26 protein-coding genes are annotated in these 25,162 nt (G+C 68.7%); 14 read left to right on the forward strand and 12 right to left on the reverse strand.

Annotation, left to right across the window (positions count from 1 at the left end; translation table 11 throughout):
• Window positions 1–13: 13 nt before the first annotated feature.
• A complete protein-coding gene (locus AB0H78_RS03240; RefSeq protein WP_363232488.1) occupies window positions 14–691 on the reverse strand; it encodes a PadR family transcriptional regulator in 678 nt (225 codons plus the stop codon).
• A gap of 348 nt (window positions 692–1,039) precedes the next feature.
• On the opposite strand from AB0H78_RS03240, the gene AB0H78_RS03245 reads away from it, so the two are divergent.
• Together AB0H78_RS03245 and AB0H78_RS03250 are read left to right on the forward strand one after the other, a co-directional pair.
• Window positions 1,040–3,718: a transglycosylase domain-containing protein gene (locus tag AB0H78_RS03245; protein ID WP_363232490.1), complete on the forward strand. Its 2,679-nt coding sequence runs from the start codon at window positions 1,040–1,042 to the stop codon at window positions 3,716–3,718.
• Window positions 3,719–3,821: 103 nt separating this feature from the next.
• Window positions 3,822–5,336 carry a glycosyltransferase 87 family protein gene (locus AB0H78_RS03250; RefSeq protein ID WP_363232491.1) on the forward strand — a complete coding sequence of 505 codons (1,515 nt, stop codon included), beginning with the start codon at window positions 3,822–3,824 and terminating at the stop codon, window positions 5,334–5,336.
• 92 nt (window positions 5,337–5,428) lie between these two features.
• Here the strand turns inward: AB0H78_RS03250 and AB0H78_RS03255 are convergent, their stop codons facing one another.
• From AB0H78_RS03255 to AB0H78_RS03265, 3 genes are all read right to left on the reverse strand, one after another.
• Window positions 5,429–6,460, reverse strand: coding sequence for an alanine racemase (locus tag AB0H78_RS03255; RefSeq protein WP_363232492.1), 1,032 nt, complete (start codon window positions 6,458–6,460; stop codon window positions 5,429–5,431).
• A 65-nt stretch (window positions 6,461–6,525) separates the two neighbouring features.
• On the reverse strand, window positions 6,526–7,644 hold the full coding sequence (locus tag AB0H78_RS03260; RefSeq protein WP_363232493.1) for a peptidoglycan bridge formation glycyltransferase FemA/FemB family protein: 1,119 nt from the start codon (window positions 7,642–7,644) through the stop codon (window positions 6,526–6,528).
• Window positions 7,645–7,743: 99 nt separating this feature from the next.
• Complete coding sequence (locus AB0H78_RS03265) at window positions 7,744–8,061, reverse strand: hypothetical protein (protein ID WP_363232494.1); 318 nt, start codon at window positions 8,059–8,061, stop codon at window positions 7,744–7,746.
• Between the two features lie 266 nt (window positions 8,062–8,327).
• Here AB0H78_RS03265 and rpsF point away from each other — a divergent pair, with 266 nt between their 5' ends.
• The 4 genes from rpsF to rplI all read left to right on the forward strand — a co-directional run bounded on the left by rpsF (window position 8,328) and on the right by rplI (window position 10,063).
• A complete protein-coding gene (rpsF, locus tag AB0H78_RS03270) occupies window positions 8,328–8,618 on the forward strand; it encodes a 30S ribosomal protein S6 (RefSeq protein ID WP_363232495.1) in 291 nt (96 codons plus the stop codon).
• Between the two features lie 74 nt (window positions 8,619–8,692).
• Window positions 8,693–9,319, forward strand: a complete 627-nt coding sequence (locus tag AB0H78_RS03275) for a single-stranded DNA-binding protein (protein ID WP_363232496.1) — start codon at window positions 8,693–8,695, stop codon at window positions 9,317–9,319.
• 42 nt (window positions 9,320–9,361) lie between these two features.
• Window positions 9,362–9,598 (forward strand): 30S ribosomal protein S18, encoded by a 237-nt coding sequence (rpsR, locus tag AB0H78_RS03280; protein WP_003956534.1) that lies wholly within the window; start codon window positions 9,362–9,364, stop codon window positions 9,596–9,598.
• Window positions 9,599–9,616: 18 nt separating this feature from the next.
• Complete coding sequence (gene rplI / locus AB0H78_RS03285) at window positions 9,617–10,063, forward strand: 50S ribosomal protein L9 (RefSeq protein WP_363232497.1); 447 nt, start codon at window positions 9,617–9,619, stop codon at window positions 10,061–10,063.
• Between the two features lie 189 nt (window positions 10,064–10,252).
• On the opposite strand, the gene AB0H78_RS03290 is transcribed toward rplI, so the two are convergent.
• On the reverse strand, window positions 10,253–11,590 hold the full coding sequence (locus tag AB0H78_RS03290; protein WP_363232498.1) for an MATE family efflux transporter: 1,338 nt from the start codon (window positions 11,588–11,590) through the stop codon (window positions 10,253–10,255).
• Window positions 11,591–12,014: 424 nt separating this feature from the next.
• Here AB0H78_RS03290 and dnaB point away from each other — a divergent pair, with 424 nt between their 5' ends.
• Together dnaB and AB0H78_RS03300 are read left to right on the forward strand one after the other, a co-directional pair.
• Window positions 12,015–13,496, forward strand: a complete 1,482-nt coding sequence (gene dnaB, locus AB0H78_RS03295; RefSeq protein ID WP_363232499.1) for a replicative DNA helicase — start codon at window positions 12,015–12,017, stop codon at window positions 13,494–13,496.
• Window positions 13,497–13,548: 52 nt separating this feature from the next.
• On the forward strand, window positions 13,549–14,928 hold the full coding sequence (locus tag AB0H78_RS03300; RefSeq protein WP_363232500.1) for a serine hydrolase domain-containing protein: 1,380 nt from the start codon (window positions 13,549–13,551) through the stop codon (window positions 14,926–14,928).
• 1 nt (window position 14,929) lies between these two features.
• Here AB0H78_RS03300 and AB0H78_RS03305 read toward each other — a convergent pair whose 3' ends face one another.
• Both AB0H78_RS03305 and AB0H78_RS03310 read right to left on the reverse strand, forming a co-directional pair.
• Entirely contained in the window at window positions 14,930–15,382 is a 453-nt protein-coding gene (locus tag AB0H78_RS03305; protein ID WP_363232501.1) for a GNAT family N-acetyltransferase, read from the reverse strand.
• 10 nt (window positions 15,383–15,392) lie between these two features.
• The gene (locus AB0H78_RS03310; protein ID WP_363232502.1) at window positions 15,393–15,863 is read right to left on the reverse strand and encodes a MarR family transcriptional regulator; all 471 of its coding nucleotides are present in this window, start codon (window positions 15,861–15,863) and stop codon (window positions 15,393–15,395) included.
• A gap of 149 nt (window positions 15,864–16,012) precedes the next feature.
• Between AB0H78_RS03310 and AB0H78_RS03315 the strand changes: the two genes are divergently transcribed.
• The gene (locus tag AB0H78_RS03315; protein WP_363232503.1) at window positions 16,013–17,242 is read left to right on the forward strand and encodes an MFS transporter; all 1,230 of its coding nucleotides are present in this window, start codon (window positions 16,013–16,015) and stop codon (window positions 17,240–17,242) included.
• On the opposite strand, the gene AB0H78_RS03320 is transcribed toward AB0H78_RS03315, so the two are convergent.
• Complete coding sequence (locus AB0H78_RS03320) at window positions 17,214–18,068, reverse strand: GNAT family N-acetyltransferase (protein ID WP_363232504.1); 855 nt, start codon at window positions 18,066–18,068, stop codon at window positions 17,214–17,216. The two genes, AB0H78_RS03315 and AB0H78_RS03320, sit on opposite strands and share 29 nt — an antisense overlap.
• A 145-nt stretch (window positions 18,069–18,213) precedes the next feature.
• Between AB0H78_RS03320 and AB0H78_RS03325 the strand changes: the two genes are divergently transcribed.
• Window positions 18,214–18,840 carry an HAD-IB family phosphatase gene (locus AB0H78_RS03325; protein WP_363232505.1) on the forward strand — a complete coding sequence of 209 codons (627 nt, stop codon included), beginning with the start codon at window positions 18,214–18,216 and terminating at the stop codon, window positions 18,838–18,840.
• Between the two features lie 145 nt (window positions 18,841–18,985).
• Window positions 18,986–20,224 carry a globin domain-containing protein gene (locus AB0H78_RS03330; protein WP_363232506.1) on the forward strand — a complete coding sequence of 413 codons (1,239 nt, stop codon included), beginning with the start codon at window positions 18,986–18,988 and terminating at the stop codon, window positions 20,222–20,224.
• A gap of 3 nt (window positions 20,225–20,227) precedes the next feature.
• On the opposite strand, the gene AB0H78_RS03335 is transcribed toward AB0H78_RS03330, so the two are convergent.
• From AB0H78_RS03335 to AB0H78_RS03350, 4 genes are all read right to left on the reverse strand, one after another.
• Entirely contained in the window at window positions 20,228–20,710 is a 483-nt protein-coding gene (locus tag AB0H78_RS03335) for an NUDIX hydrolase (protein WP_363232507.1), read from the reverse strand.
• 59 nt (window positions 20,711–20,769) lie between these two features.
• Window positions 20,770–21,666, reverse strand: coding sequence for a LysR family transcriptional regulator (locus AB0H78_RS03340; protein WP_363232508.1), 897 nt, complete (start codon window positions 21,664–21,666; stop codon window positions 20,770–20,772).
• A 215-nt stretch (window positions 21,667–21,881) separates the two neighbouring features.
• Window positions 21,882–23,009 carry a cystathionine gamma-lyase gene (locus AB0H78_RS03345; protein WP_363232509.1) on the reverse strand — a complete coding sequence of 376 codons (1,128 nt, stop codon included), beginning with the start codon at window positions 23,007–23,009 and terminating at the stop codon, window positions 21,882–21,884.
• A 9-nt stretch (window positions 23,010–23,018) separates the two neighbouring features.
• The gene (locus AB0H78_RS03350) at window positions 23,019–23,396 is read right to left on the reverse strand and encodes a phage holin family protein (protein ID WP_363232510.1); all 378 of its coding nucleotides are present in this window, start codon (window positions 23,394–23,396) and stop codon (window positions 23,019–23,021) included.
• A 51-nt stretch (window positions 23,397–23,447) separates the two neighbouring features.
• Here AB0H78_RS03350 and AB0H78_RS03355 point away from each other — a divergent pair, with 51 nt between their 5' ends.
• The 3 genes from AB0H78_RS03355 (at window position 23,448) to AB0H78_RS03365 (ending at window position 25,079) form a co-directional block, all read left to right on the forward strand.
• A complete protein-coding gene (locus AB0H78_RS03355; protein ID WP_363232511.1) occupies window positions 23,448–23,765 on the forward strand; it encodes a cupin domain-containing protein in 318 nt (105 codons plus the stop codon).
• A gap of 147 nt (window positions 23,766–23,912) precedes the next feature.
• The gene (locus tag AB0H78_RS03360; RefSeq protein WP_329120116.1) at window positions 23,913–24,134 is read left to right on the forward strand and encodes a DUF5326 family protein; all 222 of its coding nucleotides are present in this window, start codon (window positions 23,913–23,915) and stop codon (window positions 24,132–24,134) included.
• Window positions 24,135–24,353: 219 nt separating this feature from the next.
• Window positions 24,354–25,079, forward strand: coding sequence for a helix-turn-helix domain-containing protein (locus tag AB0H78_RS03365; RefSeq protein ID WP_363232512.1), 726 nt, complete (start codon window positions 24,354–24,356; stop codon window positions 25,077–25,079).
• Window positions 25,080–25,162 lie beyond the last annotated feature (83 nt).

The raw sequence follows: 25,162 nt of genomic DNA on the forward strand, positions 1-25,162 counted from the left end.
CTGCAGGACCTCGTTACTTGGTGTCTTCGGACGGATCCGGCGGGGTGGCACCCCGGTGCCGGGGCAGGCCGCCCGCATCTCCTGATGTGTCCTGCTGAGCAGCGCCGGCGTCGGGGGATCGTCGCTGATCCCGGCCCGCCCGCTCGCTCTCGATGAGCTCGTTCAGCCAGCGCACTTCGCGCTCCACGGACTCCATACCGTGCCGCTGCAGCTCAAGTGTGTAGTCGTCCAGGCGCTCGCGCGTCCGGGTCAGAGAGGCGCTCATTTTCTCCAGGCGCTCCTCCAGCCGGCTGCGGCGGCCCTCGAGAACCCGCATCCGCACCTCACGCTCCGTCTGCCCGAAGAAGGCGAAACGGGCAGCGAAGTGCTCGTCCTCCCAGGAGTCGGGGCCGGTGTGCGAGAGCAACTCTTCGAAGTGCTCTTTCCCATCGGCCGTCAACCTGTAGACGATCTTGGCGCGGCGCCCTGCGAGTGAAGCGGCCAGGGCGTCCTCGGGGGCGCTCCCCGGTTCCTCGATCAACCAGCCGCTCGCGACCAGCGTCTTGAGGCACGGGTAGAGGGTCCCGTAACTGAAGGCCCTGAAGACCCCCAGCGAGGTGTTCAGTCGTTTGCGCAGCTCATAGCCGTGCATCGGGGACTCGCGGAGCAGGCCGAGTACGGCGAATTCGAGGATGCCTGCGCGTCTGCTCATCCTTCGCCCCCTCTGGCTGCCGCGGATCGTCCGGAAGTCTTTATGCCGTGCTGATGTATCGACTCGATACATCAGCACGATAGAACGGCCTTGCGTCTGGGGCAAGGGGGGTCATCGTGAACGGCGTCACATCACCAATTCGCAGGAGGCAACTTGCCTGATTTGGGGTGAACATCGGCACTCGGCAGGTTTTGACCGTGCGTAGTGTGTGCGGAATGCAGACCACCGGGAACCGAGTGACGCCAGGGGGCGTCAGCTGTCTCGGAACCAAGAGGTCCGCATGTCGGGGGGACCGGAACTCAACTGCCGCTTCCAGGCGATCTCGCCTGCCCGAGGAGTAGTCGTTCGATGAGCGAGCACCGTCGCAAACCGCCACAGCCGCAAGGTGGCGGTCGCGCCGCGGACAGGCGGGCTGCACCGCAGCCCTCCGGCCGCCGTGCGGCACCCACGAGGTCCACCCCTACCGGGTCGCCCTCCGGTTCGTACGGTGAGGAGCGTCCGTACGGCGGACGTGCCGAAGCCAGGCGCGCCGCCCAGCGGGGTACCGGGGGCGGCAGTCGCCGACGCGGTGCACCCGGACCCGGCGACGGCCCGCAGGGGCCGGGCGGCCCCGGAGGCCGTGGCGGTGGTCGTCGCGGCGGTGGTGGGCGCGGTGGCGCCGGCGGTGGCGGATTCGATGGTGCTGCCGGGCGTGGGCGCCGTCCGTCCAAGAAGCGGATCATCGACTATCCGCGGGCGGACAAGTACGGCTGGAAGCGTTGGATGCCGTCCTGGAAGCTCGTGACGGGCACCTGCATCGGCTTCGCCGGCGTTCTGCTGGGCGCGGGCACGATCGCGTACGCCATGGTGAGCGTTCCGGACGTCGCCAAGACCTCACAGGCACAGAACAACGTCTACTTCTGGGCCGACGGCAGCCAGATGGTCGCCACGGGCGGCGAGGTCAACCGCCAGATCATTCCGTACGACCAGATCCCCAAGGAGATGCGGTACGCCGTCATGTCCGCGGAGAACAAGACGTTCGAGACCGACAGCGGCATCGACCCCCAGGGCATCACGCGCGCGCTCGTCAACATGGCCAAGGGCGGTCAGACCCAGGGCGGGTCGACGATCACTCAGCAGTATGTGAAGAACGCGATGCTCGACGACCAGTCGCAGACTCTCAGCCGTAAGTTCAAGGAACTCTTCGTCTCCATCAAGGTCGGGACGACGAAGGGCAAGCCGGAGATCATGGAGGGGTACCTGAACACCGCGTACTACGGTCGCGGTGCTTATGGGATCCAGGCGGCGGCCCGTACGTACTTCCATACGGACGCCAAGGACCTGAACGCGAGCCAGTGCGCCTTCCTGTCCGCGCTGCTCAAGGGAGCCACGTACTACGACCCGGCGGGCAATCGGGGGATCGACCCGGAGGCCACCCCCGAGCACAACACGGCGAGGGTCAAGGCGCGCTGGTCCTGGACTCTCGACGAGATGGTCAAGGACGAGCGCATCAGCGCTGCGGATCGGGCCAAGTTCACGGCGCTGCCGCCCGTCGACGGGCTCAAGAAGAACGCTCAGCTCAGCGGTCAGATCGGCTATCTGGTCGACCTCGCGAAGTCCTACGTCACCAACAACACCAAGATCACGTCCAACGACCTCAGCAAGGGCGGCTACCAGATCCACACGACCTTTGACAAGAAGAAGGTCAATCAACTGGAAGCGGCTGTCAAAAGGGTCCGCAAGGAAAACAGCGATCCCAAGAGGCCCGAGGACAGCCACGTCCAATTCGGCGGCTCCTCGGTGGATGTGAAGACCGGCGCGATCAAGGCCATCTACGGCGGTGTAGATGCCACCAAGCACTTCACCAACAACGCGGATGTGACCGGCGCCCAGGTCGGATCGACGTTCAAGCCGTTCGTACTGGCGGCCGCGCTCACGGATGGCGTGCGTGACCCGGACGACGGGTCCAAGCGGACCGTCGTATCGACGAAGAGCCTCTACAGCGGCAAGAACGACCTGAAGATCAAGAGGTTCGACGGGAGCGACTGGACCGACAAGGAGGGCAAGGAGTGGCTGCAGGAGAACGATGACAAGCAGTCGGTCGGGAAGGCGCCCAACTATGCGATCGACCTGCGTGAGGCTATGCGGGAGTCGGTCAACTCGGCCTATGTGCAGCTCGGTATGGACGTCGGCACCGACAGGGTGAAGGCGGCGGCCGTCGCTGCAGGTCTCAAGGACGACAAGAGCACCATGGCTGACGCCAGCGTCCCCTCGTTCTCGATCGGTACCTCCAACCCGAGCGCGATCCGCATGTCCGGCGCGTACGCCACCTTCGCCAACAACGGCCGGCAGAACGACCCCTTCTCCGTCACCGGGGTGGAGAAGAACGGGGTGTCGGTCTACAGGCACGAGCAGAAGACCAAGAGCGCCTTCTCCTCCGCGGTGGCCAGCAATGTCACCGACGTACTGAAGACCGTGGTCGACAAGGGCACGGGTACGTCGGCCCAGCTGCCCGGCCGTGAAATCGCGGGCAAGACCGGCACCACCGACGGAAACATCTCCGCCTGGTTCGTCGGGTACACCCCGCAGCTGTCGACCGCCATCGACATGTACCGCCTGGACGACAACGAGAAGAACAAGAACCGCAAGTTCGAGAAGATGTACGGCACCTTCGGCAAGGAAAAGATCCACGGAGCGTCGTTCCCCGCGCAGATCTGGCACGACTACATGGCCGAAGCGCTCGACGGCACACCGTCCGAGGACTTCCCGCCCGCCGAGGACCTCGGTGAGGTCGTCTACGGCGGAGGCCTTCACAGCCCCGCCCCGACGCCGCCTCCCACTCCGACCCCGACGCCGTCCATGACAGCCACGATCCCGACGCCGACGCCCACCCCGACACCGACGCCCACCCCGTCCTCCACCTGCAGCAGCAAGTGGGACTGGAACTGCAACAACAGCTCCCCCACCCCCACGCCATCTGCCACCACGAGCAGTCCTGGCAACAACGGAGGCAGCAACGGGAACGGGAACGGTGGTATCTGGGGCTGACCGACCGGCTGACAGCCGGTCACCCCGCCGCTCCAGGGCCGTCGCAGCACCAGCTGCGGCGGCCCTCGCCGTGCCCACAGCGGCGTACGGCAGGATGTGGGCCATGACGAGCGTGCACAGAGACGTCGAGGACGCCCCCGGCCCCCAGGATGTCGTGCGACCCACGCGGCAGGACGAAGTCGCGGCCGCCGGCAGCGAGCTGATCGGGGGGCCCGTCGGCCGGTTCGCCCGGCTGGGGACCGGGCCCGGCTACGGCTGGCTGACGCCGGTACGGGTCGTGGTCCTCGTGGCGATCGGCATGTTCGCGCTCGGCATGGTGCAGAAGATGCCCTGCTACGACTGGGCGTGGTTCCAGGGGGCCACCTCCCAGTACACGCACGCCTGTTACTCCGACATCCCGCACCTCTATGTCGGGCGCGGCTTCGCCGACGATCTGGTCCCGTACTTCGACAAGATCAACGGCGACATGCAGTACCTCGAATACCCCGTACTGACCGGCCTGTTCATGGAGGTCGCCTCCTGGCTGACCCCGCACGGCGGCTCTATGCAGCACCGCGAGCAGGTCTACTGGATGGTCAACGCGGGGATGCTGATGATCTGTACGGCGGTCATCGCCGCCTGCGTCGCCCGCACCCACCGCCGTCGCCCCTGGGACGCTCTGCTGGTCGCCCTGGCTCCCGCCTTCGCGCTCACCGCCACCATCAACTGGGACCTGTTCGCGGTCGCGCTGACGGCCGCCGCGATGCTGATGTGGTCGCGCAGCAGGCCACTGGCGTTCGGCATCCTGATCGGACTTGCGACCGCCGCGAAGCTCTATCCCGCACTCATCCTGGGGCCGGTCCTCCTGGTGTGCTGGCGGGCCGGGAAATGGCGGGAGTTCCTGACCGCGCTGCTGGGCGCTTTCGCGGCCTGGCTGGTGGTGGACCTGCCGGTGATGTTCCTGGCGCCCGAGGGGTTCAGCAAGTTCTGGTCCTTCAGCCATGACCGCGGAGTCGACTTCGGCTCCTTCTGGCTGATCGTCCAGCAGCGCTGGGCGCCCGGTGGCCTCGACGTCGACATGGTCAACAACGTCTCGATCCTGCTGATGCTGCTGGCCTGCGGCGGCCTCACGGCGCTCGCCCTGATGGCGCCGCGCCGCCCCCGTCTTGCCCAGCTCGTCTTCCTGGTCGTCGCCGCGTTCATCCTCACCAACAAGGTCTATTCGCCGCAGTACGTACTGTGGCTGATCCCCCTCGCCGCCCTGGCGCGGCCGCGCTGGCGGGACTTCCTGATCTGGCAGGCCTGCGAGTCGATGTACTTCCTGGGGATCTGGCTGTACCTGGCGTACATCGGCAGCGGGGACAAGCCCAAGGGGCTGCCGCAGGACGGCTACCAGTGGGCGATCATCCTGCACCTGGCGGGGACGCTGTACCTCTGCGCGGTGATCGTGCGGGACATCCTCATGCCGGATCGCGACGTCGTACGCAAGGACGGCTCCGACGACCCGTCGGGGGGTGTGCTGGACGGGGCGCCGGACGAGTTCGTGCTGGGGGCGGCGGCGCATCCGCCGCGGCATGCGGCGCACCACTACGAAGAGCAGCTCGTGGAGTGGGGTGCGGAGCACTGGAAACAGCCGTGACCGTGACCTCACGGCACGCATGAAAAGGCTCCCCCGGCTGGATCCGGGGGAGCCTTTTCGCGGTCTGCTCGGCTACGTGCTCGGCTGCGTGCTCAGCGGTCGACGAGACGGTCGAACTGTGTTGTCGTGTGCCGCAGATGGGCCACCAGCTCGTCGCCCACGCGCGGCTCCTGTGCGTCCGAGGGCACGAACAGGATCGACACCTGCATGTGCGGCGGCTCGGCGAACCAGCGCTGCTTGCCCGCCCATACGAACGGCGACAGGTTGCGGTTCACGGTCGCCAGACCGGCCCGCGCCACGCCCTTGGCCCGCGGCATCATCCCGTGCAGCGCCTTCGGTGCCTCCAGTCCGACTCCGTGCGAGGTGCCGCCCGCGACGACCACCAGCCAGCCGTCGGAGGCGGCCTTCTGCTGGCGGTAGCCGAAGCGGTCGCCCTTGGAGACGCGCGTGACGTCCAGGACCGCGCCGCGGTACTCCGTCGCCTCGTGGTCGCCCAGCCACAGCCGGGTGCCGATACGGGCGCGGAAGCGGGTCTGCGGGAACTGCTGCTGCAGACGGGCCAGTTCCTCGGCACGCAGATGGCTGACGAACATGGTGTGCAGGGGGAGACGGGCGGAACGCAGCCGGTCCATCCAGCCGATGACCTCCTCGACCGCGTCGGATCCGTCGGTGCGGTCCAGCGGCAGGTGAAGTGCGAAGCCTTCGAGCCGTACGTCGTCGATCGCCGACTGCAGCCGGCCGAGGTCCTCCTGGGCGACGCCGTGGCGCTTCATCGAGCTCATGCACTCGATGACGACGCGGGCGCCGACGAGCGCGTGCACGCCGTCGACGGAAGAGACCGAACGGATCACCCGGTCCGGCAGCGGCACCGGCTCCTCGCCCCTGCGGAAGGGCGTCAGGACGAGCAGGTCGCCCCCGAACCAGTCCTTCATCCGGGCGGCTTCGTAGGTGGTGCCGACGGCGAGCATGTCGGAACCGAAACGGGTCACCTCGTCGGCGAGCCGCTCATGGCCGAAGCCGTAGCCGTTGCCCTTGCAGACCGGCACTATCCCCGGGAACTGCTCGGTCACGGATTTCTGGTGCGCCCGCCAGCGCGCGGTGTCGACGTAGAGGGAGAGCGCCATGGCCGGGCCCGGAACCTTTCTGGTGGCTGCGGTGTATGAGAGGTATGAACGGTCTTACGGGGATGTCAGCGACGCGACATGTACATATCGAGCGCCTTGTGCAGCAGCTTGTTGAGCGGGAAGTCCCACTCGCCGACGTACTCGACGGCTTCGCCGCCGGTGCCCACCTTGAACTGGATCAGGCCGAAAAGGTGGTCGGTCTCGTCCAGCGAGTCGGAGATGCCGCGCAGGTCGTACACAGTGGCGCCCATGGCGTACGCATCGCGCAGCATCCGCCACTGCATCGCGTTCGAGGGCCGGACCTCGCGGCCGATGTTGTCGGAGGCGCCGTAGGAGTACCAGACGTGTCCGCCGACGACGAGCATCGTCGCCGCGGAGAGGTTCACTCCGTTGTGGCGGGCGAAGTACAGGCGCATCCGGTTGGGGTCCTCGGTGTTGAGGACGGTCCACATGCGCTGGAAGTACGAGAGGGGGCGCGGCCGGAAGTGATCGCGCTCTGCCGTGATCTCGTACAGCCGCTGCCACTCGGCGAGGTCCTCGTAGCTGCCCTGGACCACCTCGACGCCGGCCTTCTCGGCCTTCTTGATGTTGCGCCGCCACAGCTGGTTGAAGCCCTTGAGGACATCGTCCAGGGAGCGGTTGGCGAGAGGCACCTGGAAGACGTAGCGGGGCTGTACGTCACCGAAACCGGCGCCGCCGTCCTCGCCCTGCTGCCAGCCCATCTTCCGCAGCCTGTCGGCGACTTCGAAGGCGCGCGGCTCGATGTGGGTGGCCTCGACGTCGCGCAGCCGCTTCACGTCCGGGTCCTGGATGCCGGACTTGATCGCGGTCGAGTTCCAGCGGCGGATGACGACGGGCGGGCCCATCTTCACCGAGAAGGCGCCCTGGTTCTTGAGGTGCGCCAGCATCGGCTGCAGCCAGTCGCCCAGGTTCGGCGCGTACCAGTTGATGACCGGGCCCTCGGGGAGGTAGGCGAGGTAGCGCTTGATCTTCGGCAGCTGCCGGTAGAGCACCAGGCCCGCGCCCACGAGCTGTCCGGACGGGTCGAACCAGCCCAGGCTCTCGGAGCGCCACTCGGTCTTGACGTCTGCCCATGCCGGGACCTGGCAGTGACTCGCCGACGGCAGGCTCTGGATGTAGGCCAGATGCTGCTCTCGGCTGATGGTCCTCAGGGTCAGGCTCATACGGGGCGCTCCTCGGCAGGCGTGTCTCGCGCCGAAGCCTACTGCGCCGGGGTTGCGCCCCGTCTGGCCGCAGGGGGAGTGAGGGGACCGTGGGCGCCGCTAGCCGCCCACCACCCCGCCGAAGAGCCCGCCGTGGGCCATGGCGATGAAGAAGCCGACGGCAGAGGCGCCGAGTCCGAGGATCACCAGGAACCGCTCGCGGGTCGTGACCGAGACGAACATCCCGTACGCACCGGTGAGGATCCCCGCCAGCCCCGCCCAGGAGCTCAGCAGGTGCAGGTTGTGGAAGAACGACGTGGCGAAGGCAACCGCACCGAGCACCACGGTCAGGGCGACCAGGGTGTCCTGCAACGGATGCGGCTTGCCGTCCGTGGCGAAGAGGGAAGCGGAGGGGTTGCGTCGAATTGCCTGTGCCATGAGGCACCTCCTGGCATAAGGCGGCGCAGAGTAGCGCCGCACACACCCGATGTGTACAGAGTGGCTCCCCTGACCGCCGGATTTCAACCGGAAGCCACTGTGCAGGTACTCTGTACGGTCTGCGCCGGTGTCTGCCCTGACCACGAGCCGAGCCCCCTCCTCAGGGAGGTGGATTGTCAGTGGTGGCCGATACCGTTGCATACGCATCACGACCCTCCTGCCACGGATCGACCGTGGCCGCTGAGTCCAAAGGAGGTGGGTTCTACATGCGTCACTACGAAATGATGGTCATCCTCGACCCCGATCTCGAGGAGCGCGCTGTCTCCCCGTTGATCGAGAACTTCCTCTCCGTCGTCCGTGAGGGCAACGGAAAGGTCGAGAAGGTCGACACCTGGGGCCGTCGTCGTCTCTCTTACGAGATCAAGAAGAAGCCTGAGGGCATCTACTCGGTCATCGACCTGCAGGCCGAGCCCGCAGTCGTCAAGGAGCTCGACCGACAGATGAACCTGAACGAGTCGGTCCTCCGGACCAAGGTCCTCCGTCCCGAGACCCACTGAGCTTCTAGCTCAGTGGTCATCGGGTCCGAGTAGCAACAAGCAGCCAGAAGCAATCCCCGCCGAGAGGTTCACCCATGGCAGGCGAGACCGTCATCACGGTCGTCGGCAATCTCGTCGACGACCCCGAGCTGCGCTTCACCCCGTCCGGTGCGGCGGTCGCGAAGTTCCGTGTCGCGTCCACACCCCGCATCTTCGACCGGCAGACCAATGAGTGGAAGGACGGCGAAGGCCTGTTCCTCACCTGCTCGGTCTGGCGTCAGGCGGCGGAGAACGTCGCGGAGTCGCTTACGCGAGGCATGCGCGTCATCGTGCAGGGCCGGCTGAAGCAGCGGTCGTACGACGACCGCGAGGGCGTCAAGCGCACGGTCTACGAGCTGGACGTCGAGGAAGTCGGCCCCAGTCTCAAGAGCGCCACGGCCAAGGTCACCAAGACCAGCGGTCGCGGTGGTCAGCAGGGCGGCCAGGGTGGTTACGGCGGCGGAGGCGGCGGCCAGCAGGGCGGCGGCAACTGGGGCGGAGCCCCCAGCGGAGGCCAGCAGGGCGGTGGCGGTGCACCCGCCGACGACCCGTGGGCCACCAGCGCGCCGGCCGGTGGCGGTCAGCAGCAGGGCGGCGGCAGCTGGGGCTCAAGCTCCGGTGGCGCCGGTAACTCTGGTGCAGGCAACTCTGGCGGCGGCTACTCGGACGAGCCGCCCTTCTAGGGCAGCTCGTTCCCCACTTCTTGATCACACAGGAGAAACACCATGGCGAAGCCGCCTGTGCGCAAGCCTAAGAAGAAGGTCTGCGCTTTCTGCAAGGACAAGACCGTCTACGTGGACTACAAGGACACGAACATGCTGCGGAAGTTCATTTCCGACCGCGGCAAGATCCGTGCCCGCCGCGTGACCGGCAACTGCACGCAGCACCAGCGTGACGTCGCCACGGCTGTGAAGAACAGCCGTGAGATGGCGCTGCTGCCCTACACGTCCACCGCGCGATAAGGGAAGGGTGACCGAAAAATGAAGATCATCCTCACCCACGAGGTCGCTGGCCTCGGTTCGGCCGGCGACGTCGTTGACGTCAAGGACGGCTACGCCCGCAACTACCTGGTCCCGCGTGGTTTCGCGATCCGCTGGACCAAGGGTGGCGAGCAGGACGTGGCGCAGATTCGCCGCGCCCGCAAGATCCACGAGATCTCGACGATCGAGCAGGCCAATGAGGTCAAGGCCAAGCTCGAGAGCGTGAAGGTCCGTCTGGCTGTTCGCTCCGGCGACGCCGGCCGTCTCTTCGGCTCCGTCACCCCGGCCGACATCGCCTCGGCGATCAAGGCCGCCGGTGGTCCGGTCGTCGACAAGCGCCGTGTCGAGCTCGGTTCGCCGATCAAGACTCTCGGCTCCCACGATGTCTCCGTGCGTCTGCACGCCGACGTCGCTGCGAAGCTCGGCGTCGAGGTCGTTGCTGCCTGATCGCAGCAATTGCTCGTAGAGCAGTAGAGAGGGCCGCACCCCACGGGGTGCGGCCCTCTTGCTGTTTCGCATGCTGTTTCACGTGCTGTGCTTTCCGGGGGACGACCCCCGGCCCCCCGGTCGGACACTCGGCCTGTTTCACGTGAAACAGGGCACAGGGCACAGGGCACAGGGCAACCAGGCAGCAGGTCAGCGGGTGGCGCCGGTGACGATCCAGCGGCCCGAGCGGGCGCGCAGCCAGAGGGTCACCAGGCGGACCGCCATCATCAGGGTCATGGCCCACCACAGGGCGGTCAGCCCGCCGCCGAGGGCGGGGACCAGCAGGGCGACCGGAGTGAAGACGGCCAGCGTGAGCACCATGGCCCAGGCGAGATACGGGCCGTCGCCCGCGCCCATCAGTACGCCGTCGAGCACGAAGACGATCCCGGCGATCGGCTGGGTGACGGCCACCACCAGCAGGGTGGGCAGCAAGGCGTCCTGGACCGATGCGTCGCTGGTGAACAGGGGGATGAACAGCGGGCGGGCGACGGCGACCAGGATGCCGAGGACCACTCCTGAGGCGATTCCCCACTGGACCATGCGCCGGCAGGCCTCCTGCGCGCCCTTGGCGTCGTCGGCTCCCAGGTAGCGGCCGATGATCGCCTGACCCGCGATGGCGATGGCGTCGAGTGCGAAGGCCAGCAGGCTCCAGAGGGAGAGAACGATCTGGTGGGCCGCGATCTCCGCGTCGCCCATCCGGGCCGCGACGGCTGTGGCGATCAGCAGGACGGCTCGCAGCGAGAGCGTGCGGACGAGAAGGGGCACCCCGGCCTGGGCGCAGGCGCGGATTCCCGCGGCGTCGGGGCGCAGCGAGGCGCCGTACCGTCTCGCTCCTCGTACGACCACCACCAGATAGGCGGCCACCATTCCGAACTGGGCGATCACCGTGCCCCAGGCGGAGCCCGCGATACCGAGACCGGCGCCGTAGACGAGACCGGCGTTGAGAGCCGCGTTGGCGGCGAAGCCGCCCACGGCGACGTACAAGGGTGTCCTGGTGTCCTGGAGGCCGCGGAGCACGCCGGTGGCGGCCAGGACGACCAGCATGGCGGGGATGCCGAGGCTGGAGATCCGCAGATAGGTGACCGCGTAGGGGGAAGCGGTGTCCGAGGCGCCGAAGAGGGAGACCAGCCAGGGGGCGGTGGGCATGACCACGGCGATGACGGCGGCGCCGAGCAGCAGGGCGAGCCAGATGCCGTCCATGCCCTGGCGGATCGCCGACTGGAGATCGCCGGCGCCGACCCGACGGGCGACGGCGGCCGTGGTGGCGTACGCGAGGAAGACGAAGATGCTCACGGCGGTGGTGAGGAGGGCCGCCGCGACCCCGAGACCGGCCAGTTGCGGGGTGCCGAGATGGCCGACGATGGCGCTGTCGACCATGACGAAGAGGGGCTCGGCGACGAGCGCGCCGAAGGCGGGGACGGCGAGGGAGATGATCTCCCGGTCGTGGAGTCGTCTGCTGCGCTTCGGTGGAGCGGGGGCCTGTGCCATGGGGATCAATCTAATCTTCCACAGGTAAGAGATGCAATGCCTCTGCGATCCTTACTTGGTGGTTCGTTTCCGCTTCGGCTGTGTGCTGTTTGTCGCGATCTTGGTCCGGTTGGGAAAGTTTTTCTCCCCCACAGCCGGTGGATGATAAAAGTGCAGGTCAAGTGGGGTGGTTGGGTGGGGGTGAATTGTTGTCCACAGCGCTGTCCCCCGTGTCGTGCACAGGTTTTGGGGAGTTCTCCACAGCAACGGGTCCGTCACCCACAGGGCCTGTGGATAACCAGATTGGCTGACGTCGGCGACAGGCCTACCGTGGACCGTCGCCCGACGCGCCGGAATCGGAGCCGGGCGTCTCATTTGTCAGAGCCGTGCCGTAAGAAAGAGTGGCACGGCGAGGTCCGCGGAGCGGACGGGAGGAGGCGGCCCGGTGAGCATTTCCGAGCCCTTGGACGACCCCTGGGCCGACAGCGGTCCTGGTGACCGTCTGCCCGCCCGCAGGCAGCGCGGTGAGGCCCAGGCGAACGGTCGAGAGCAGCACGACCGGGGCGGGGACAACGGCGCCTGGGACGGCGGCAGTGCCTCGGCCTTCGAGCGGGTCCCCCCGCAGGACATCGACGCGGAGCAGTCCGTGCTCGGCGGCATGCTGCTCTCCAAGGACGCCATCGCGGATGTGGTGGAGGTCCTCAAGGGCAACGACTTCTACCGCCCCGCGCACGAGACCGTCTTCCTGGCGATCCTCGACCTCTACGCCAAGGGCGAGCCGGCCGACCCGATCACGGTCGCCGCCGAGCTGGTCAAGCGCGGCGAGATCACCAAGGTCGGCGGGGCGCCGTATCTGCACACGCTCGTCCAGTCGGTGCCGACGGCCGCCAACGCCGTGTACTACGCGGAGATCGTCCATGAGCGGGCGGTTCTGCGGCGTCTGGTCGAGGCCGGGACGAAGATCACGCAGATGGGATACGCCGCCGACGGCGACGTCGACGACATCGTCAACTCGGCCCAGGCCGCGATCTACGCGGTCACCGAGCAGCGCACCACAGAGGACTATCTGCCGCTCGGCGACATCATGGAAGGTGCGCTGGACGAGATCGAGGCGATCGGCTCGCGCAGCGGCGAGATGACCGGCGTCCCGACCGGCTTCACCGACCTCGACCAGCTCACCAACGGCCTTCACCCCGGCCAGATGATCATCATCGCGGCCCGTCCCGCCATGGGTAAGTCGACGCTGGCGCTGGACTTCGCCCGTGCCGCTTCGATCCAGCACAACCTGCCCAGCGTGATCTTCTCGCTCGAAATGGGCCGCAACGAGATCGCGATGCGCCTGCTGTCGGCCGAGGCCCGTGTCGCGCTGCACCACATGCGTTCCGGCACCATGACCGACGAGGACTGGACCCGCCTCGCCCGCCGTATGCCGGACGTCACCCAGGCCCCGCTCTACATCGACGACTCCCCGAACCTGTCGATGATGGAGATCCGCGCGAAGTGCCGCCGGCTCAAGCAGCGTGCCGGCATCAAGCTCGTCGTGATCGACTATCTGCAGCTGATGCAGGCGGGCGGGTCCAAGAGGTCCGAGAGCCGTCAGCAGGAAGTCTCCGACATGTCGCGAAACCTCAAGCTCCTGGCCAAGGAGCTGGAGGTGCCTGTGATCGCGCTCTCGCAGCTGAACCGTGGCCCCGAGCAGCGCACCGACAAGAAGCCGATGGTCTCCGACCTGCGTGAATCCGGCTCGATCGAGCAGGACGCGGACATGGTGATCCTGTTGCACCGCGAGGATGCGTACGAGAAGGAGTCACCCCGCGCGGGCGAGGCGGACATCATCGTGGGCAAGCACCGTAACGGCCCCACCGCGACGATCACCGTCGCCTTCCAGGGCCACTACTCGCGCTTCGTGGACATGGCGCAGACCTGACACAGAGGCTTAATCGGTCGACGGGTACGGGCTGTTGGGGTACCTCTCGACCATGACTTCTTCCGCATTCCCCGAACTTCTTCCGACGACCCAACGGGCCCTGCTGCACCGCATCGCCACCGCTCAGACCGAAGGGCGCGCTCCCTCGCTGGTCGGGGCGGTGATGCGCGACGGGCAGCTCGTGTGGTCCGGTGCGCGCACGTGTGTGGAGGGGCATGCTCCGGATGCGGACACGCAGTACCGGATCGGGTCGATCACCAAGACGTTCACCGCCGTTGTCGTGCTGCGGCTGCGTGACGAGGGGCTGCTCGACCTCGGGGATCCGCTGGAGAAGCACCTTCCCGGCACGGGCGCGGGGGATGTGACGATCGCTCAGCTGCTCGGCCACACCGCGGGGCTGGCGGCGGAGACCCCGGGCGCATGGTGGGAGCGGACGCCGGGAACGGAGCGCCCCGAGCTCGCCGACGTGCTCGGCGAGCGCCCGGGGCCGCACCCGGCCGGGCGGGTCCACCACTACTCCAACCCCGGTTACACGCTGCTGGGTTCGCTGATCGAGGCCGTACGCGGCGAGCCGTGGGCCGAGGTGGTGCGGCGCGAGGTCTGTCTGCCGCTGGGCATGCACCGTACGAGCGCACAGGCCGAGGCGCCGGCCGCGGGCGGCTGGGCGGTGCACCCCTGGGCGGATGTGATGCTGCCGGAGCCGTCCGAGGACCTGGGACTGATGGCGCCCGCGGGACAACTGTGGTCCACGGCGGGTGACTTGTGTCGCTTTGCCGCTTTCCTCGCGGAGGGCGACGAGCGGGTGCTGAGCGCGGATTCCGTACGGGAGATGCGGACACCGTCGGCGCCGCCCGGTGCCGGGGACTGGGACGCCGGCTATGGGCTCGGGGTGCAGCTGGCGCGGCGCGACGGGCGGACGCTGGCCGGGCACACGGGGTCGCTGCCGGGGTTCGTCGCCACGCTGTGGGTGAGCGTGGAGGACGGTGTGGCGGCCGTCGTGCTGGCCAATGCGACGTCGGGGGTGGCGGTCGGCGCGGTCGCGGCGGATCTGGTGCGGATCACGGCCGATGCGGAGCCGAGGATCCCGGAGCCGTGGCGGCCGCTGCCCGGCATCGACCAGGCGCTGCTCGCGCTGACGGGGCCCTGGTACTGGGGGACGTACGCCTACGTGCTGCGGGTGGCGGCGGAGGGCGCGGTCGAGCTCAGCCCGTTGCGGGGCCCCGGGCGGGGCTCGCGCTTCCGTGCGGAGGAGGACGGCACCTGGACCGGCCTGGACGGCTACCACCTGGGGGAGACGCTGCGGGTGGTGCGACGCGAGGACGGCTCGGTGAGCCATCTGGACCTCGGGTCGTTCGTGTACGTACGGCAGCCGTACGAGGCCGGAGATGCCGTCCCCGGTGGTGTGGACGAGGGCGGGTGGCGGGGCCTGTAGGTCAGAGCTGGAGCTTGAATCCCACGTGGGAGGCGGTGAAGCCGAGCCGCTCGTAGAAGCGGTGGGCGTCGGCGCGGGAGATGTCGGAGGTCAGCTGGACCAACTGGCAGCCCTGGCGGCGGGATTCGGCGATCGCCCACTCGATGAGCTGGGTGCCGAGGCCGCTGCCGCGCTCGTCGGCATGGACGCGGACGGCCTCGATGACCGCACGGGTGGCACCGCGGCGGGAGAGGCCGGGGATCACGGTCAGCTGGAGGGTGCCGACGACGCGGTTGTCGCGGACGGCGACCGTCGGGTACTGGTTCGGGTCCGCCGCCAGGCGCTCGAAGGCGGCCTCGTACGGGGCGAGGTCGTCGGGGGACTCGCGCTGTTCGCCCAGCGGGTCGTGCGCGAGCATCGCCACGATCGCGGGGATGTCGGACGGGGCCGCGGGGCGTATCTCCAGGTCGCTCATGGTCTGGAGGCTATACGGCGGCCGGGGCGGGGGCCTTCAGCTCCTCGACCGCCCGTACCAGGGGGGCCAGTTCCGGATTCTTCGCGGCCTCGTCGAGGGCCTCGCGCAGCGCCGTGTCATTGGTCGGGCGGGCCTTGGCGAGCAGGGCGAGGCCGGCCTCGGTGACATCGGTGTAGATGCCGCGGCGGTCGGTGTCGCAGAGGTAGCGGGTCAGCAGGTGCCGGTCCTCCAGGCGCGTGACCAGGCGGGTCGTGGCGCTCTGGCTGAGGACGACGGCGTCGGCGACCTGCTTCATCTGGAGGTGGCCGCCGGGGCCGCTGTGCTGTCGGCTCAGGACGTCGAGAAGGGAGTACTCGCGCACGCTCAGCCCGTGTCCGGTCTGCAGCGCCTTCTCGATATGGCCGTCGATGCGGCCGTGCAGCAGGGAAAGGGCGCACCAGCCCTGGGAGAGGGCGGTCAGTGCGGGATCGGTGGCTGTCATGGCGTTCTTCTCCTCCTGCGTGCCGGAGCGGCTGGGATCCAGGATAGGGCACTGGCGCAATAGCCCGCGTTTGCAATTAGTCGGCGTCTGCAAGTATTGTCTCTGCATGTAAGGCGCTCGTGCAAACTTTTTCGGGAAGGTGAAACCCCATGCCACTCGCGCTCCTCGCCCTCGCCATCGGGGCGTTCGGTATCGGAACCACCGAGTTCGTGATCATGGGGCTGATGCCGCAGATCGCGGACACCTTCCAGGTCTCGATCCCGACCGCAGGCTTCCTCGTCACGGGATACGCGCTCGGTGTCGTCGCCGGTGCCCCGCTGATGACCGCCCTCGGCACCCGCATCTCGCGCAAGAAGATGCTGATGCTGCTGATGGGGCTCTTCATCGTCGGCAACGTCATCTCGGCGCTCGCACCCGTCTTCGGCGTGATGCTCGCCGGACGGATCGTCGCCTCCCTGGCCCACGGCGCCTTCTTCGGCATCGGCTCGGTGGTCGCGGCCGATCTGGTCGCCCCCGAGAAGAAGGCCGGGGCGATCGCCCTGATGTTCACCGGTCTGACCATGGCCAATGTCGTCGGCGTACCGCTCGGCACGCTCATCGGGCAGGACATCGGCTGGCGGCTGACGTTCCTGATCGTCGCCTCGCTCGGGGTCTTCGGACTGCTGGGCGTCGCCAAGCTCGTCCCCGAGCAGCCCCGGCCCGAGGGCGTACATCTGCGCCACGAGATCGCGGCCTTCCGCAATGTGCAGGTGCTGCTCGCCATGGCGATGACGGTGCTCGGCTTCGGCGGGGTCTTCGCCGCGATCACGTACATCTCGCCGATGATGACCACCGTCGCGGGCTTCTCGGAGTCCTCCGTGACCTGGCTGCTCGTCCTCTTCGGGCTCGGCATGGTCGCGGGCAACCTCATCGGCGGGAAGTTCGCCGACCGGGCTCTGATGCCGATGCTGTACATCTCCCTGGGCGGCCTCGCCCTGGTGCTGGCGCTCTTCACGGTCACCGCGCACCACCAGATCGCCTCCGCCGTCACGATCTTCCTGATCGGCGGGCTCGGCTTCGCGACCGTACCGCCGCTGCAGAAGCGGGTGCTCGACCAGGCAGCCGGGGCGCCGACACTGGCCTCCGCGGTGAACATCGGTGCCTTCAACCTCGGCAACGCGCTCTCCGCCTGGCTCGGCGGGATCGTCATCGCGGCCGGGCTCGGCTACACCGCGCCCAACTGGGTCGGGGCGGTCCTCGCGGCCTCGGCGCTGGTGCTGGCCGTCGTCTCCAGCGGCCTCGAGCGGCGAAGCGTCTCCCGGAGCCGGATCGTCGCCGGCGCCCACGCCGCCGAGCGGTCCGCGGACGCCCCTAGCCGGCCGCAACCGTCAGAGGCGTGAAGCGGCGGGTCCAGTCGCCCGGGAGGGCGGGGATCCCATAGGTCATCACCGCGTTGAAGGAGACCGGCTCCAGGCCGTTCTCCTTCAGCCAGTTCAGGAGCTCCTCATGGCGTACGTCGACGTCCGTACGGAAGGGGCGGTCCGTCCCCTCCGCCAGGGAGGAGACCAGCGCCTTGGCCGTCTCCGTGTCACGGGCGATGAGCGGGCCGACGACCTGGGTGTCCATGTTGGGCCAGGCGGCCGCGTAGCCGATGATGCCGTTCGCGTCCTCCGCGACCCGGAGCTGGTCGGCGAAGGCCGGCAGGCGGGTGAGCACATGGGTGCGTTCGCCGCCGAAGACCTCGGCGTCCAGGCGCAGGATCGCGGGCAGGTCGTCCGCCGTGGCCGGGCGGGTGGCGACGGTGGGCGCCGGTCCCGACGGGCGGAAGTGGCCCCGGACCATCTCGGCCCGGCCTGTCGTCACGAAGCCGAGCTCCTCGTAAAGAGGACGGCCGTGCGGGGTGGCGTGCAGGGTGAGCGGGGTGCCCGCGTACTCGGCGAGCACGTGCTTCATCAGGCGCCGGCCCACGCCCTGCCTGGCATGGCGCTCGGCCACCAACACCATTCCGATGGCGGCCAGTCCGGGCCCGTACGACGTCACCACGCAGGCGGTGGCCAGGCCCTTGCCCGACGGGTCGTCGATGCCGTAACCCGTGCCTGCCGCGAGCAGCAGCCCCCACTTGTGCTCCTCGCGCGGCCAGCCGCGGTCCTCGGAGAGGTCGGAGCAGGAGATGAGGTCGCCGAGGGTCAGCCGGCGGATGGAGAGTTCGGCGAGCAGTGAGGGCATGGGGGTCAGGCTGTCCGATGCGGCGGGACGGCGTCCACCGCTTTCCGGGATGCCGGCATCGTGTTTCACGTGAAACACGGCGCCGGGAAGCAGGAGCGGGGGCGTCTTCCCCAGCACGCAGGCCTCTGTACTAGCGTCGGCACACATGGCGCGACTTCATCTCTTTGACCTGGACGGCACGCTGATCCGCGGATCGGCGGCCCCGGTGGAGCTCTCCCGGCAGCTGGGGCTGCTGGAGGAGATCGGGGAGCTGGAGAGGGAGCTCTCCACCGGCCTCATCGGCCCACCGCAGTACGCACTGAGGGCGCATGCCCTGTGGACGGACCTCACCGTGGCGCATGTGGCGGCGGCCTTCGAGACGGCGCCATGGCTGACCGGGATCCAGGAGGTGTGGCGGGAGATACGCGAGCGCGGCGACTACTGCGCCGTCATCTCGCTCTCGCCGTCGTTCTTCGTGGAGCGGCTGCTCGGCTGGGGTGCGCACGCGGCGCACGGTTCGCGCTTCCCCGACGTGCCGTTCACCCGCCCCGTGGATCCTGCGGGGATCCTCAGCCCGGCCGCGAAGGTGCTGGTGGCCGACCGGCTCTGTACGGAGTTCGGGGTCGGCAGGGACGACTGTGTCGCGTACGGGGACTCGCTGTCGGACGTGGACCTCTTCGGCGCCGTACCGGTGTCGGTGGCGGTCAACGCCGACCACCACGTCGCCCGACTGGCCACCCACACCTATGCGGGAGGCGATCTCCGTGAGGCGTACGCGCTGATCCAGGGATGACCCGGGAATGACACAGGGCACCGGAGCCTAACCACAAAGCGACCTCCAGTACCCGGACTTCCCGCTCTTTGTCCGCAGAGGTCCGGACGCCTGAGACCCTCCGACCACGAGAACGGCGGCCGAGGTTCTGAGGCGAGGCACGGGTATGGACGCTCCGACCACGACGTCGGCCGATGGCGGCTGGTTCAGAGGGCCGGCCCCCGCTCCTCCGGCCGGCCAGGTGAACCCGCCTGATCCCGAGCCCGAGCCCGATCCCGAGCCGGATCCGCTCGGCGCCTCCCGTGACGCCCTGCTCATCCGCCGCACCCTGGCGGAGATCGCACCCGTCGCGGACAAGGTGACCTCGTACTTCTACGCGCTGCTGTTCATCGCCCACCCCGAGGTCAGATCGCTGTTCCCGGCCGCCATGGACTCCCAGCGCGACCGATTGCTCAAGGCCCTGCTGACCGCCGCGGACCACCTCGACGACTCCGACCGCCTGGCCGCCTATCTGCAGAACCTGGGCCGCGGGCACCGCAAGTACGGGACCAGGCCCGAGCAGTACCCGGCCGTCGGCGAGGCTCTCATCGGGGCGCTGACCCGGTACGCGGAGAGGACCTGGTGCGCGGAGACGCAGGCCGCCTGGGTCCGTGCGTACACGAAGATGTCCCAGGTGATGATCGACGCGGCCGCCGAGAGCGAGCGCCGCGCGCCGCCCTGGTGGTTCGCCGAGGTCGTCTCGCACGATCTGCGGACACCCGAGATAGCGGTCGTCACGCTCAGACCCGACCAGCCGTACCCCTTTCTCGCCGGGCAGTACACCACCCTGGAGACCCCTTGGTGGCCGCGGATATGGCGGCACTACTCCTTCGCATCGGCGCCCCGCGCCGACGGGCTGCTCTCCTTCCACATCAAGGCGGTTCCGGCCGGCTGGGTCTCCGGAGCGCTGGTCCACCGGGCCCGCCCGGGCGACATCCTCCGGCTCGGCCCGCCCGGCGGCTCGATGACGGTCGACCACACCACCGTCAACGGGATGCTCTGCCTGGGCGGCGGCACCGGCATCGCGCCCATCAAGGCGCTCGTCGAGGATGTCGCGGAGCACGGCGAGAAGCGCCCGGTGGAAGTCTTCTACGGGGCCCGCAGCGACCACGACCTGTACGACCTCGACACGATGCGCAGGCTGCAGCAGGCGCACTCCTGGCTGAAGGTGCGCACGGTGGTGGACAGCGGCACCCAACTGCCGGACGTCGTGCGGGAGTACGGGCCGTGGAACTCCTACGACGCCTTCCTGTCAGGCCCGCCCGGCATGATCCGCAGCAGTCTCGACGCACTGAAGAACGTCGGCGTCCCCTTCGAGCGGATACGCCACGACGGCGTCGAGGAGCTCGTGGCCACGGGCGACTAGCGGTCAGCCCAGATCGGGCGCGTGCATCGCCCGTACGCCCTCGATGTTGCCGTCCAGGTAGTGCCGCAGCGACAGCGGTACGAGATGGACGGCCGCGATCCCGACCCGGCTGAAGGGCACACGGACGATCTCGTACTCCCCGCAGGGCTCGTCGATTTCGGGCCCGTGCCGCCGGGAGGGATCCATCGACTCCAGGCGGCAGACGAAGAAGTGCTGCACCTTCACACCCGTCGGGCCCCCGCCCTCGGGGATGTGCTCGACGGTGTCGACGAAGCAGGGCACGACATCGGTGACCTTCGCGCCGAGTTCCTCGTCCACCTCACGGTGCAGGGCATCGACGACGGTGGCGTCCTCCGGCTCGACCCCTCCGCCGGGCGTCACCCAGTACGGATCCACTCCGGGCTTGGTCCGCTTGATGAGGACGAGGTCGGCGCCGTCGAGCAGGATGGCGCGTGCGGTGCGCTTGACCACTGGGCGTTCGGTCATGGCAAGAGAGTGGCCCGCCTGGCCCGTTCCGAAACTTTCCGGGCGCTGTCGAACAGCTGTCAGGACCAGTCGGCGGCAGCGCGCAGCAGCCAGTCCTGCGCCCGCGCGATGTGCGGCAGCGCGAGCGTGCCGGTGCGTACCGCGAGGAAATAGGTGCGCAGCGGAGGTACCGGCGGATCGAGGAGCGCCACCACTTCCCCGCGTTCCAGGGCCTCCTGGCACAGATATCGCGGCAGTACGGCAAGACCCGCGCCGGCCACCGCCGCCTGCAGCACCGCCCGCAGGTCCGGCGCCACGACCGTCCCTGTCGCGGCCGGACGGGCGTCGAAGACGGCGGACCAGTAGCGGGAGACCAGCGGCAGCGACTCGTGGACCTCCAGCACCGGCAGCTCGCGCAGTACGGAAGGGCCCTGATGGCGCAGCACTCCGGGTCCGATGCGGGCGGCCCAGCGCGGGGCGGCGATCAGTACGTGTTCCTCGTCGCAGAGGGCGACCGCGGTGAGCAGCCCGCCGCGCGGCCGGGCCGTGGTGATCGCCAGATCGTGGTGGCCGGCCGCCAGCCCCTCCAGGGTCTCCTCCGCGGTGCCGAAGGTGGCCCGCAGGGCGAGGCCCTGCGGGACGAGGGCGGTGAGCGCGGGCAGGGCGCGCAGGGAGGTGAACTCGGGCGGTCCTGCGAGGTGCAGGGTGCGTGATCCCGCCTCGTCGGCGAGGCCGGTCTCGGTGATCTCGACCAGGGCGTCCAGATGCGGGGCGGCCCGGTGGGCGAGTTCGTCGCCGATGGTGGTGGGGGTGACGCCGCGGGCCTGGCGCAGGAAGAGGGGGCGGCCCAACTGCCGCTCCAGGGTGCGTATCTGACTGGTCACCGCGGGCTGCGAGAGTCCCAGCAGGGCGGCGGCACGGGTGAAGGAACCGGCCCTGTGCACGGTGACGAAGGTGCGGAGCAGGGCGAGATCCATGTCCCTGCCCTCCTGTCCGGTTCGCTGCGAAGACGTCCTCCGGAAGCTGCCCCGGCCGAGCCAACTATAAATATGTCGATAGGTCTCTGTCGCTACTGTGATTGGACACTGACGCAGAGTCAACTAGCCTTGATGGGGCGGTTCTTCGCGCGCGGAACCGGGACGGTCCGAGCCATGAGGGGGGAGGCTCGGACCGTCCGTCTTACGTAGGGGTGTTACCGCTGGGCCGCCTCGTCCAGCGCCCTGAGCACATCGGTCACCAGGTCACCGGTGTCCTCCGCCCCCGCCGAGAAGCGGATGAAACCTTCCGGCACCGCGTCGCCGCCCCACCTTCCGCGCCGCTCGGCCGTGGACCGTACGCCGCCGAAGCTCGTCGCGTCGTCGACCAGGCGCAGCGCGAGCAGGAAGCGCTCGGCATGTTCCCGGTCGGGCAGTACGAAGGAGACCACGCAGCCGAAGCGCCGCATCTGGGCCACGGCGGTCCGGTGCGAGGGGTCGCCCGGGCGTCCGGGGTGGCGCAGTGCGCTCACCTCGGGGCGCCCTGCCAATGCCTCGGCCAGTGCCAGGGCGTTGGCCGACTGCCGGTCCGCGCGCAGCTGGAGAGTGGCCAGCGAGCGGTGTGCGAGCCAGGCCTCCATCGGCCCGGGGATGGCCCCGACGACCTTGCGCCAGGTGCGCACCCGGGCCGCCAGCTCCGCGTCCCTGCAGGTCGCGTAGCCGAGCAGGATGTCCCCGTGCCCGGTCAGCCCCTTGGTCGCGCTGGCCACCGCGAAGTCGGCGCCCAGTTCGAGCGGGCGCTGCCCGAGCGGGGTGGCCAGGGTGTTGTCGACGGCGACCAGGGTCCCGCCGGCGTGTGCCGCGGCGGCCAGCCGCCGTACATCGCACACATCGAGCCCCGGATTGGACGGCGTCTCCAGCCACAGCAGCCTGGCGCCCCGCAGCACGGACAGCTGCGCGTCCCCCGCCGTCGGCGCGGTGCGCACCTCGACGCCGTACGCCTCCAACTGCGCGCGCAGCAGCGGCAGCGCCTGGTACCCGTCGTCGGGGAGCACCACCGCATCGCCCGCGCGCACCTGGGAGAGCAGTACCGCGGAGACGGCGGCCATCCCGGAGGCGAAGGCGACGGTCTCGGCCGGCTCCCCCGGTGACTCCAGCTCGCTGATGGCCGCTTCGAGGTGTGTCCACGTCGGGTTGGTGTCCCGGCCGTAGGTGTACGGCCCGGTCGGGTCGCCCGAGAGGTGGTAATGGGCGGCGAAGACCGGGCCCGGCAGGGCGGGTTCGTACTGCACGGGCGCGGGCAGGCCGGCGCGTACGGCCCGCGTCCCGTCTCCCGCTTCACTCATGCCGCACGCTCAGTCGTTGTCGGGAAGGATCATGTGCATCGCCCATGCCACGATCGAGATGATCAGTCCGCCGACCAGAGCGGCCCAGAAGCCGTCGACGTGGAAGTCCAGGTTCAGCTTGTCGGCCAGCCAGGACGTCAGCAGCAGCATCAGGGCATTGACCACCAGCGTGATCAGCCCCAGCGTGAGGATGAACAGCGGCAGGGTGAGCAGCTTCACGATGGGCTTGACCAGGAAGTTGACCAGCCCGAACACGAGCGCCACGAGGATCAGGGCCCATGCCTTGCCGCCGGTGGAGTCGCCGGTCAGCGTGATGCCCGAGACCAGCCAGATGGCGACCAGGAGGGCGGCCGCGTTGGCGACCGTCTTGACTACGAAATTCTTCATGTGTCTGATCGTGGCAGACATGATCGGTACAAGGGCAGGGGCGGACGGACCATGAAGGCATTCCGGCTGGACGAACTGGAGGCGGAGCGCGCTGCCAACGACGGTGCGTATCTGCAGTTCCTGCGCGAAAAGAACATGTCGGTCGGTCTGTACGCGCTCGACGCGGGCGCCGGCGACCCTCAGCAGCCGCACGCCCAGGACGAGGTGTACTTCGTGGCGAGCGGCCGCGCCTCGATCACGGTCGGGATGGAGACGACGCAGGTCGCGCGGGGCTCGGTGGTGTACGTACCGGCCGGTGTGGCGCACAAGTTCCATCACATCTCGGAGGATCTGAGGGTCCTGGTGGTCTTCTCTCCACCCGAGGGCTGAGGGCTCGGCCCCTGGGGACCCCCGGTCCCGTAGGGGTCGCGTCAGGGGAGTTCAAGGGCTGCGAGGGCCCCGCTGCCACCCCTGCCGCCTCTAGCATCGAGAGCAGAAGACCACGAGGTCTGCAGACACCAGGAAGAGGTAAGGGCGATGGCGGTTCGGGAGATATTCGCGGGGATGCCGTGGTGGGTGAAGTGGGTCGCGGTGCCCGTCATCGCCCTGGTCGTGTTCGGTTCCCTGATCACCTGGGTGATCGGCGTCGTGGTGGCCCTGCTCTTCAAGGCGCTGATCTTCGTCGCCCTGGTCGGCGGACTGATCTATGTCGTACGGAAGTTCATGTCGTCCTCCTCGGACTCGCGCAGCGACTGGTAGCCCGTACGGCCGTTAGCCCGGGTGAGGGAACGGAAGACGCTTTCCCCCTCACCCCCTCAAGGGCTCCGGATAGAGTGGCAGGCCTCTGCTGCCCCCTGGGAACCAAGGCCCGGAACCGCTGTGACCTGCGGTTTGCGGGTGGCGGTGTCCACGCCTGGGGGTGAAAAGTTGGCCACGACGCCAACGCCTCAAACCGCGGTACCCACCCTGATCGGGTCGGTGCAACGGGCTCTGAGACTGCTGGAGGCTGTGGGCTCCCATCGGGACGGAGCCCCCGCCAAACAGCTCGCACGCGAGGCAGGGCTTCCCCTGCCGACCGCGTACCACCTGCTGCGCACCCTCACCCATGAGGGCTATCTGCGCCGCGAGAACGGTGTGTTCGTGTACGGGCCGGCCGCCGAGCGGCTGGCGGGCGGCGGAGCGCTGCAGAACCGTCGCACCTCGATCGTCGAGTCGCTCGCGCACTGGCGCGACGCGATCGGCGCCCCCGTCTACTTCGGTATCTACCGCGACGGGGAGATCGAGATCGTCGCCGTCTCCGACACCCCTGACTCACCCGCCGTCTCGGAGTGGGCGGACTTCCGTGAGACGGCTCACGCCCATGCGATCGGGCAGTGTCTGCTGAGCCAGCTCGACGAGAAGGCCCGCAGGGACCATCTGGACCGCCATCCGGTGCGGCCGGTGACCTGTCATTCCGTACGGGACCGGTCCACGCTGCTGGATCGGCTGGCCTCCATGGAGCGCATGCAACCCGTGGTCGAGCGGGAGCAGTACGCCCTGGGCACGGTCTGTGCGGCGATTCCGATCACGGCCGGCTCCGGCGCCGCGACGATGGCCATTTCTCTCCCCGCACACCAGGCCGGTCAACTCCTCCCCGCAGTCGACCGACTACGGTCCGAAGTCGGGACACTCCTACGGACGCTGGCGTTCTCTATCAGTATCTGAAATATCACTCCTTGTGATCTGGTAGCGCTTACAGCACGATTAAGTCAAGAGGGCCATGGGGGAAGATTCCCGGCCAATCCTTC

The sequence above is a fragment of the Streptomyces sp. NPDC050738 genome (assembly GCF_040654175.1).
Taxonomy (GTDB): domain Bacteria; phylum Actinomycetota; class Actinomycetes; order Streptomycetales; family Streptomycetaceae; genus Streptomyces.

Coding starts and splice junctions, on each gene's coding strand:
- AB0H78_RS03240 (WP_363232488.1), bottom strand. CDS start 691: ATGAGCAGACGCGCAGGCATCCTCGAATTCGCCGTACTCGGCCTGCTC.
- AB0H78_RS03245 (WP_363232490.1), top strand. CDS start 1,040: ATGAGCGAGCACCGTCGCAAACCGCCACAGCCGCAAGGTGGCGGTCGC.
- AB0H78_RS03250 (WP_363232491.1), top strand. CDS start 3,822: ATGACGAGCGTGCACAGAGACGTCGAGGACGCCCCCGGCCCCCAGGAT.
- AB0H78_RS03255 (WP_363232492.1), bottom strand. CDS start 6,460: ATGGCGCTCTCCCTCTACGTCGACACCGCGCGCTGGCGGGCGCACCAG.
- AB0H78_RS03260 (WP_363232493.1), bottom strand. CDS start 7,644: ATGAGCCTGACCCTGAGGACCATCAGCCGAGAGCAGCATCTGGCCTAC.
- AB0H78_RS03265 (WP_363232494.1), bottom strand. CDS start 8,061: ATGGCACAGGCAATTCGACGCAACCCCTCCGCTTCCCTCTTCGCCACG.
- rpsF (WP_363232495.1), top strand. CDS start 8,328: ATGCGTCACTACGAAATGATGGTCATCCTCGACCCCGATCTCGAGGAG.
- AB0H78_RS03275 (WP_363232496.1), top strand. CDS start 8,693: ATGGCAGGCGAGACCGTCATCACGGTCGTCGGCAATCTCGTCGACGAC.
- rpsR (WP_003956534.1), top strand. CDS start 9,362: ATGGCGAAGCCGCCTGTGCGCAAGCCTAAGAAGAAGGTCTGCGCTTTC.
- rplI (WP_363232497.1), top strand. CDS start 9,617: ATGAAGATCATCCTCACCCACGAGGTCGCTGGCCTCGGTTCGGCCGGC.
- AB0H78_RS03290 (WP_363232498.1), bottom strand. CDS start 11,590: ATGGCACAGGCCCCCGCTCCACCGAAGCGCAGCAGACGACTCCACGAC.
- AB0H78_RS03300 (WP_363232500.1), top strand. CDS start 13,549: ATGACTTCTTCCGCATTCCCCGAACTTCTTCCGACGACCCAACGGGCC.
- AB0H78_RS03305 (WP_363232501.1), bottom strand. CDS start 15,382: ATGAGCGACCTGGAGATACGCCCCGCGGCCCCGTCCGACATCCCCGCG.
- AB0H78_RS03310 (WP_363232502.1), bottom strand. CDS start 15,863: ATGACAGCCACCGATCCCGCACTGACCGCCCTCTCCCAGGGCTGGTGC.
- AB0H78_RS03315 (WP_363232503.1), top strand. CDS start 16,013: ATGCCACTCGCGCTCCTCGCCCTCGCCATCGGGGCGTTCGGTATCGGA.
- AB0H78_RS03320 (WP_363232504.1), bottom strand. CDS start 18,068: ATGCCCTCACTGCTCGCCGAACTCTCCATCCGCCGGCTGACCCTCGGC.
- AB0H78_RS03325 (WP_363232505.1), top strand. CDS start 18,214: ATGGCGCGACTTCATCTCTTTGACCTGGACGGCACGCTGATCCGCGGA.
- AB0H78_RS03330 (WP_363232506.1), top strand. CDS start 18,986: ATGGACGCTCCGACCACGACGTCGGCCGATGGCGGCTGGTTCAGAGGG.
- AB0H78_RS03335 (WP_363232507.1), bottom strand. CDS start 20,710: ATGACCGAACGCCCAGTGGTCAAGCGCACCGCACGCGCCATCCTGCTC.
- AB0H78_RS03340 (WP_363232508.1), bottom strand. CDS start 21,666: ATGGATCTCGCCCTGCTCCGCACCTTCGTCACCGTGCACAGGGCCGGT.
- AB0H78_RS03345 (WP_363232509.1), bottom strand. CDS start 23,009: ATGAGTGAAGCGGGAGACGGGACGCGGGCCGTACGCGCCGGCCTGCCC.
- AB0H78_RS03350 (WP_363232510.1), bottom strand. CDS start 23,396: ATGAAGAATTTCGTAGTCAAGACGGTCGCCAACGCGGCCGCCCTCCTG.
- AB0H78_RS03355 (WP_363232511.1), top strand. CDS start 23,448: ATGAAGGCATTCCGGCTGGACGAACTGGAGGCGGAGCGCGCTGCCAAC.
- AB0H78_RS03360 (WP_329120116.1), top strand. CDS start 23,913: ATGGCGGTTCGGGAGATATTCGCGGGGATGCCGTGGTGGGTGAAGTGG.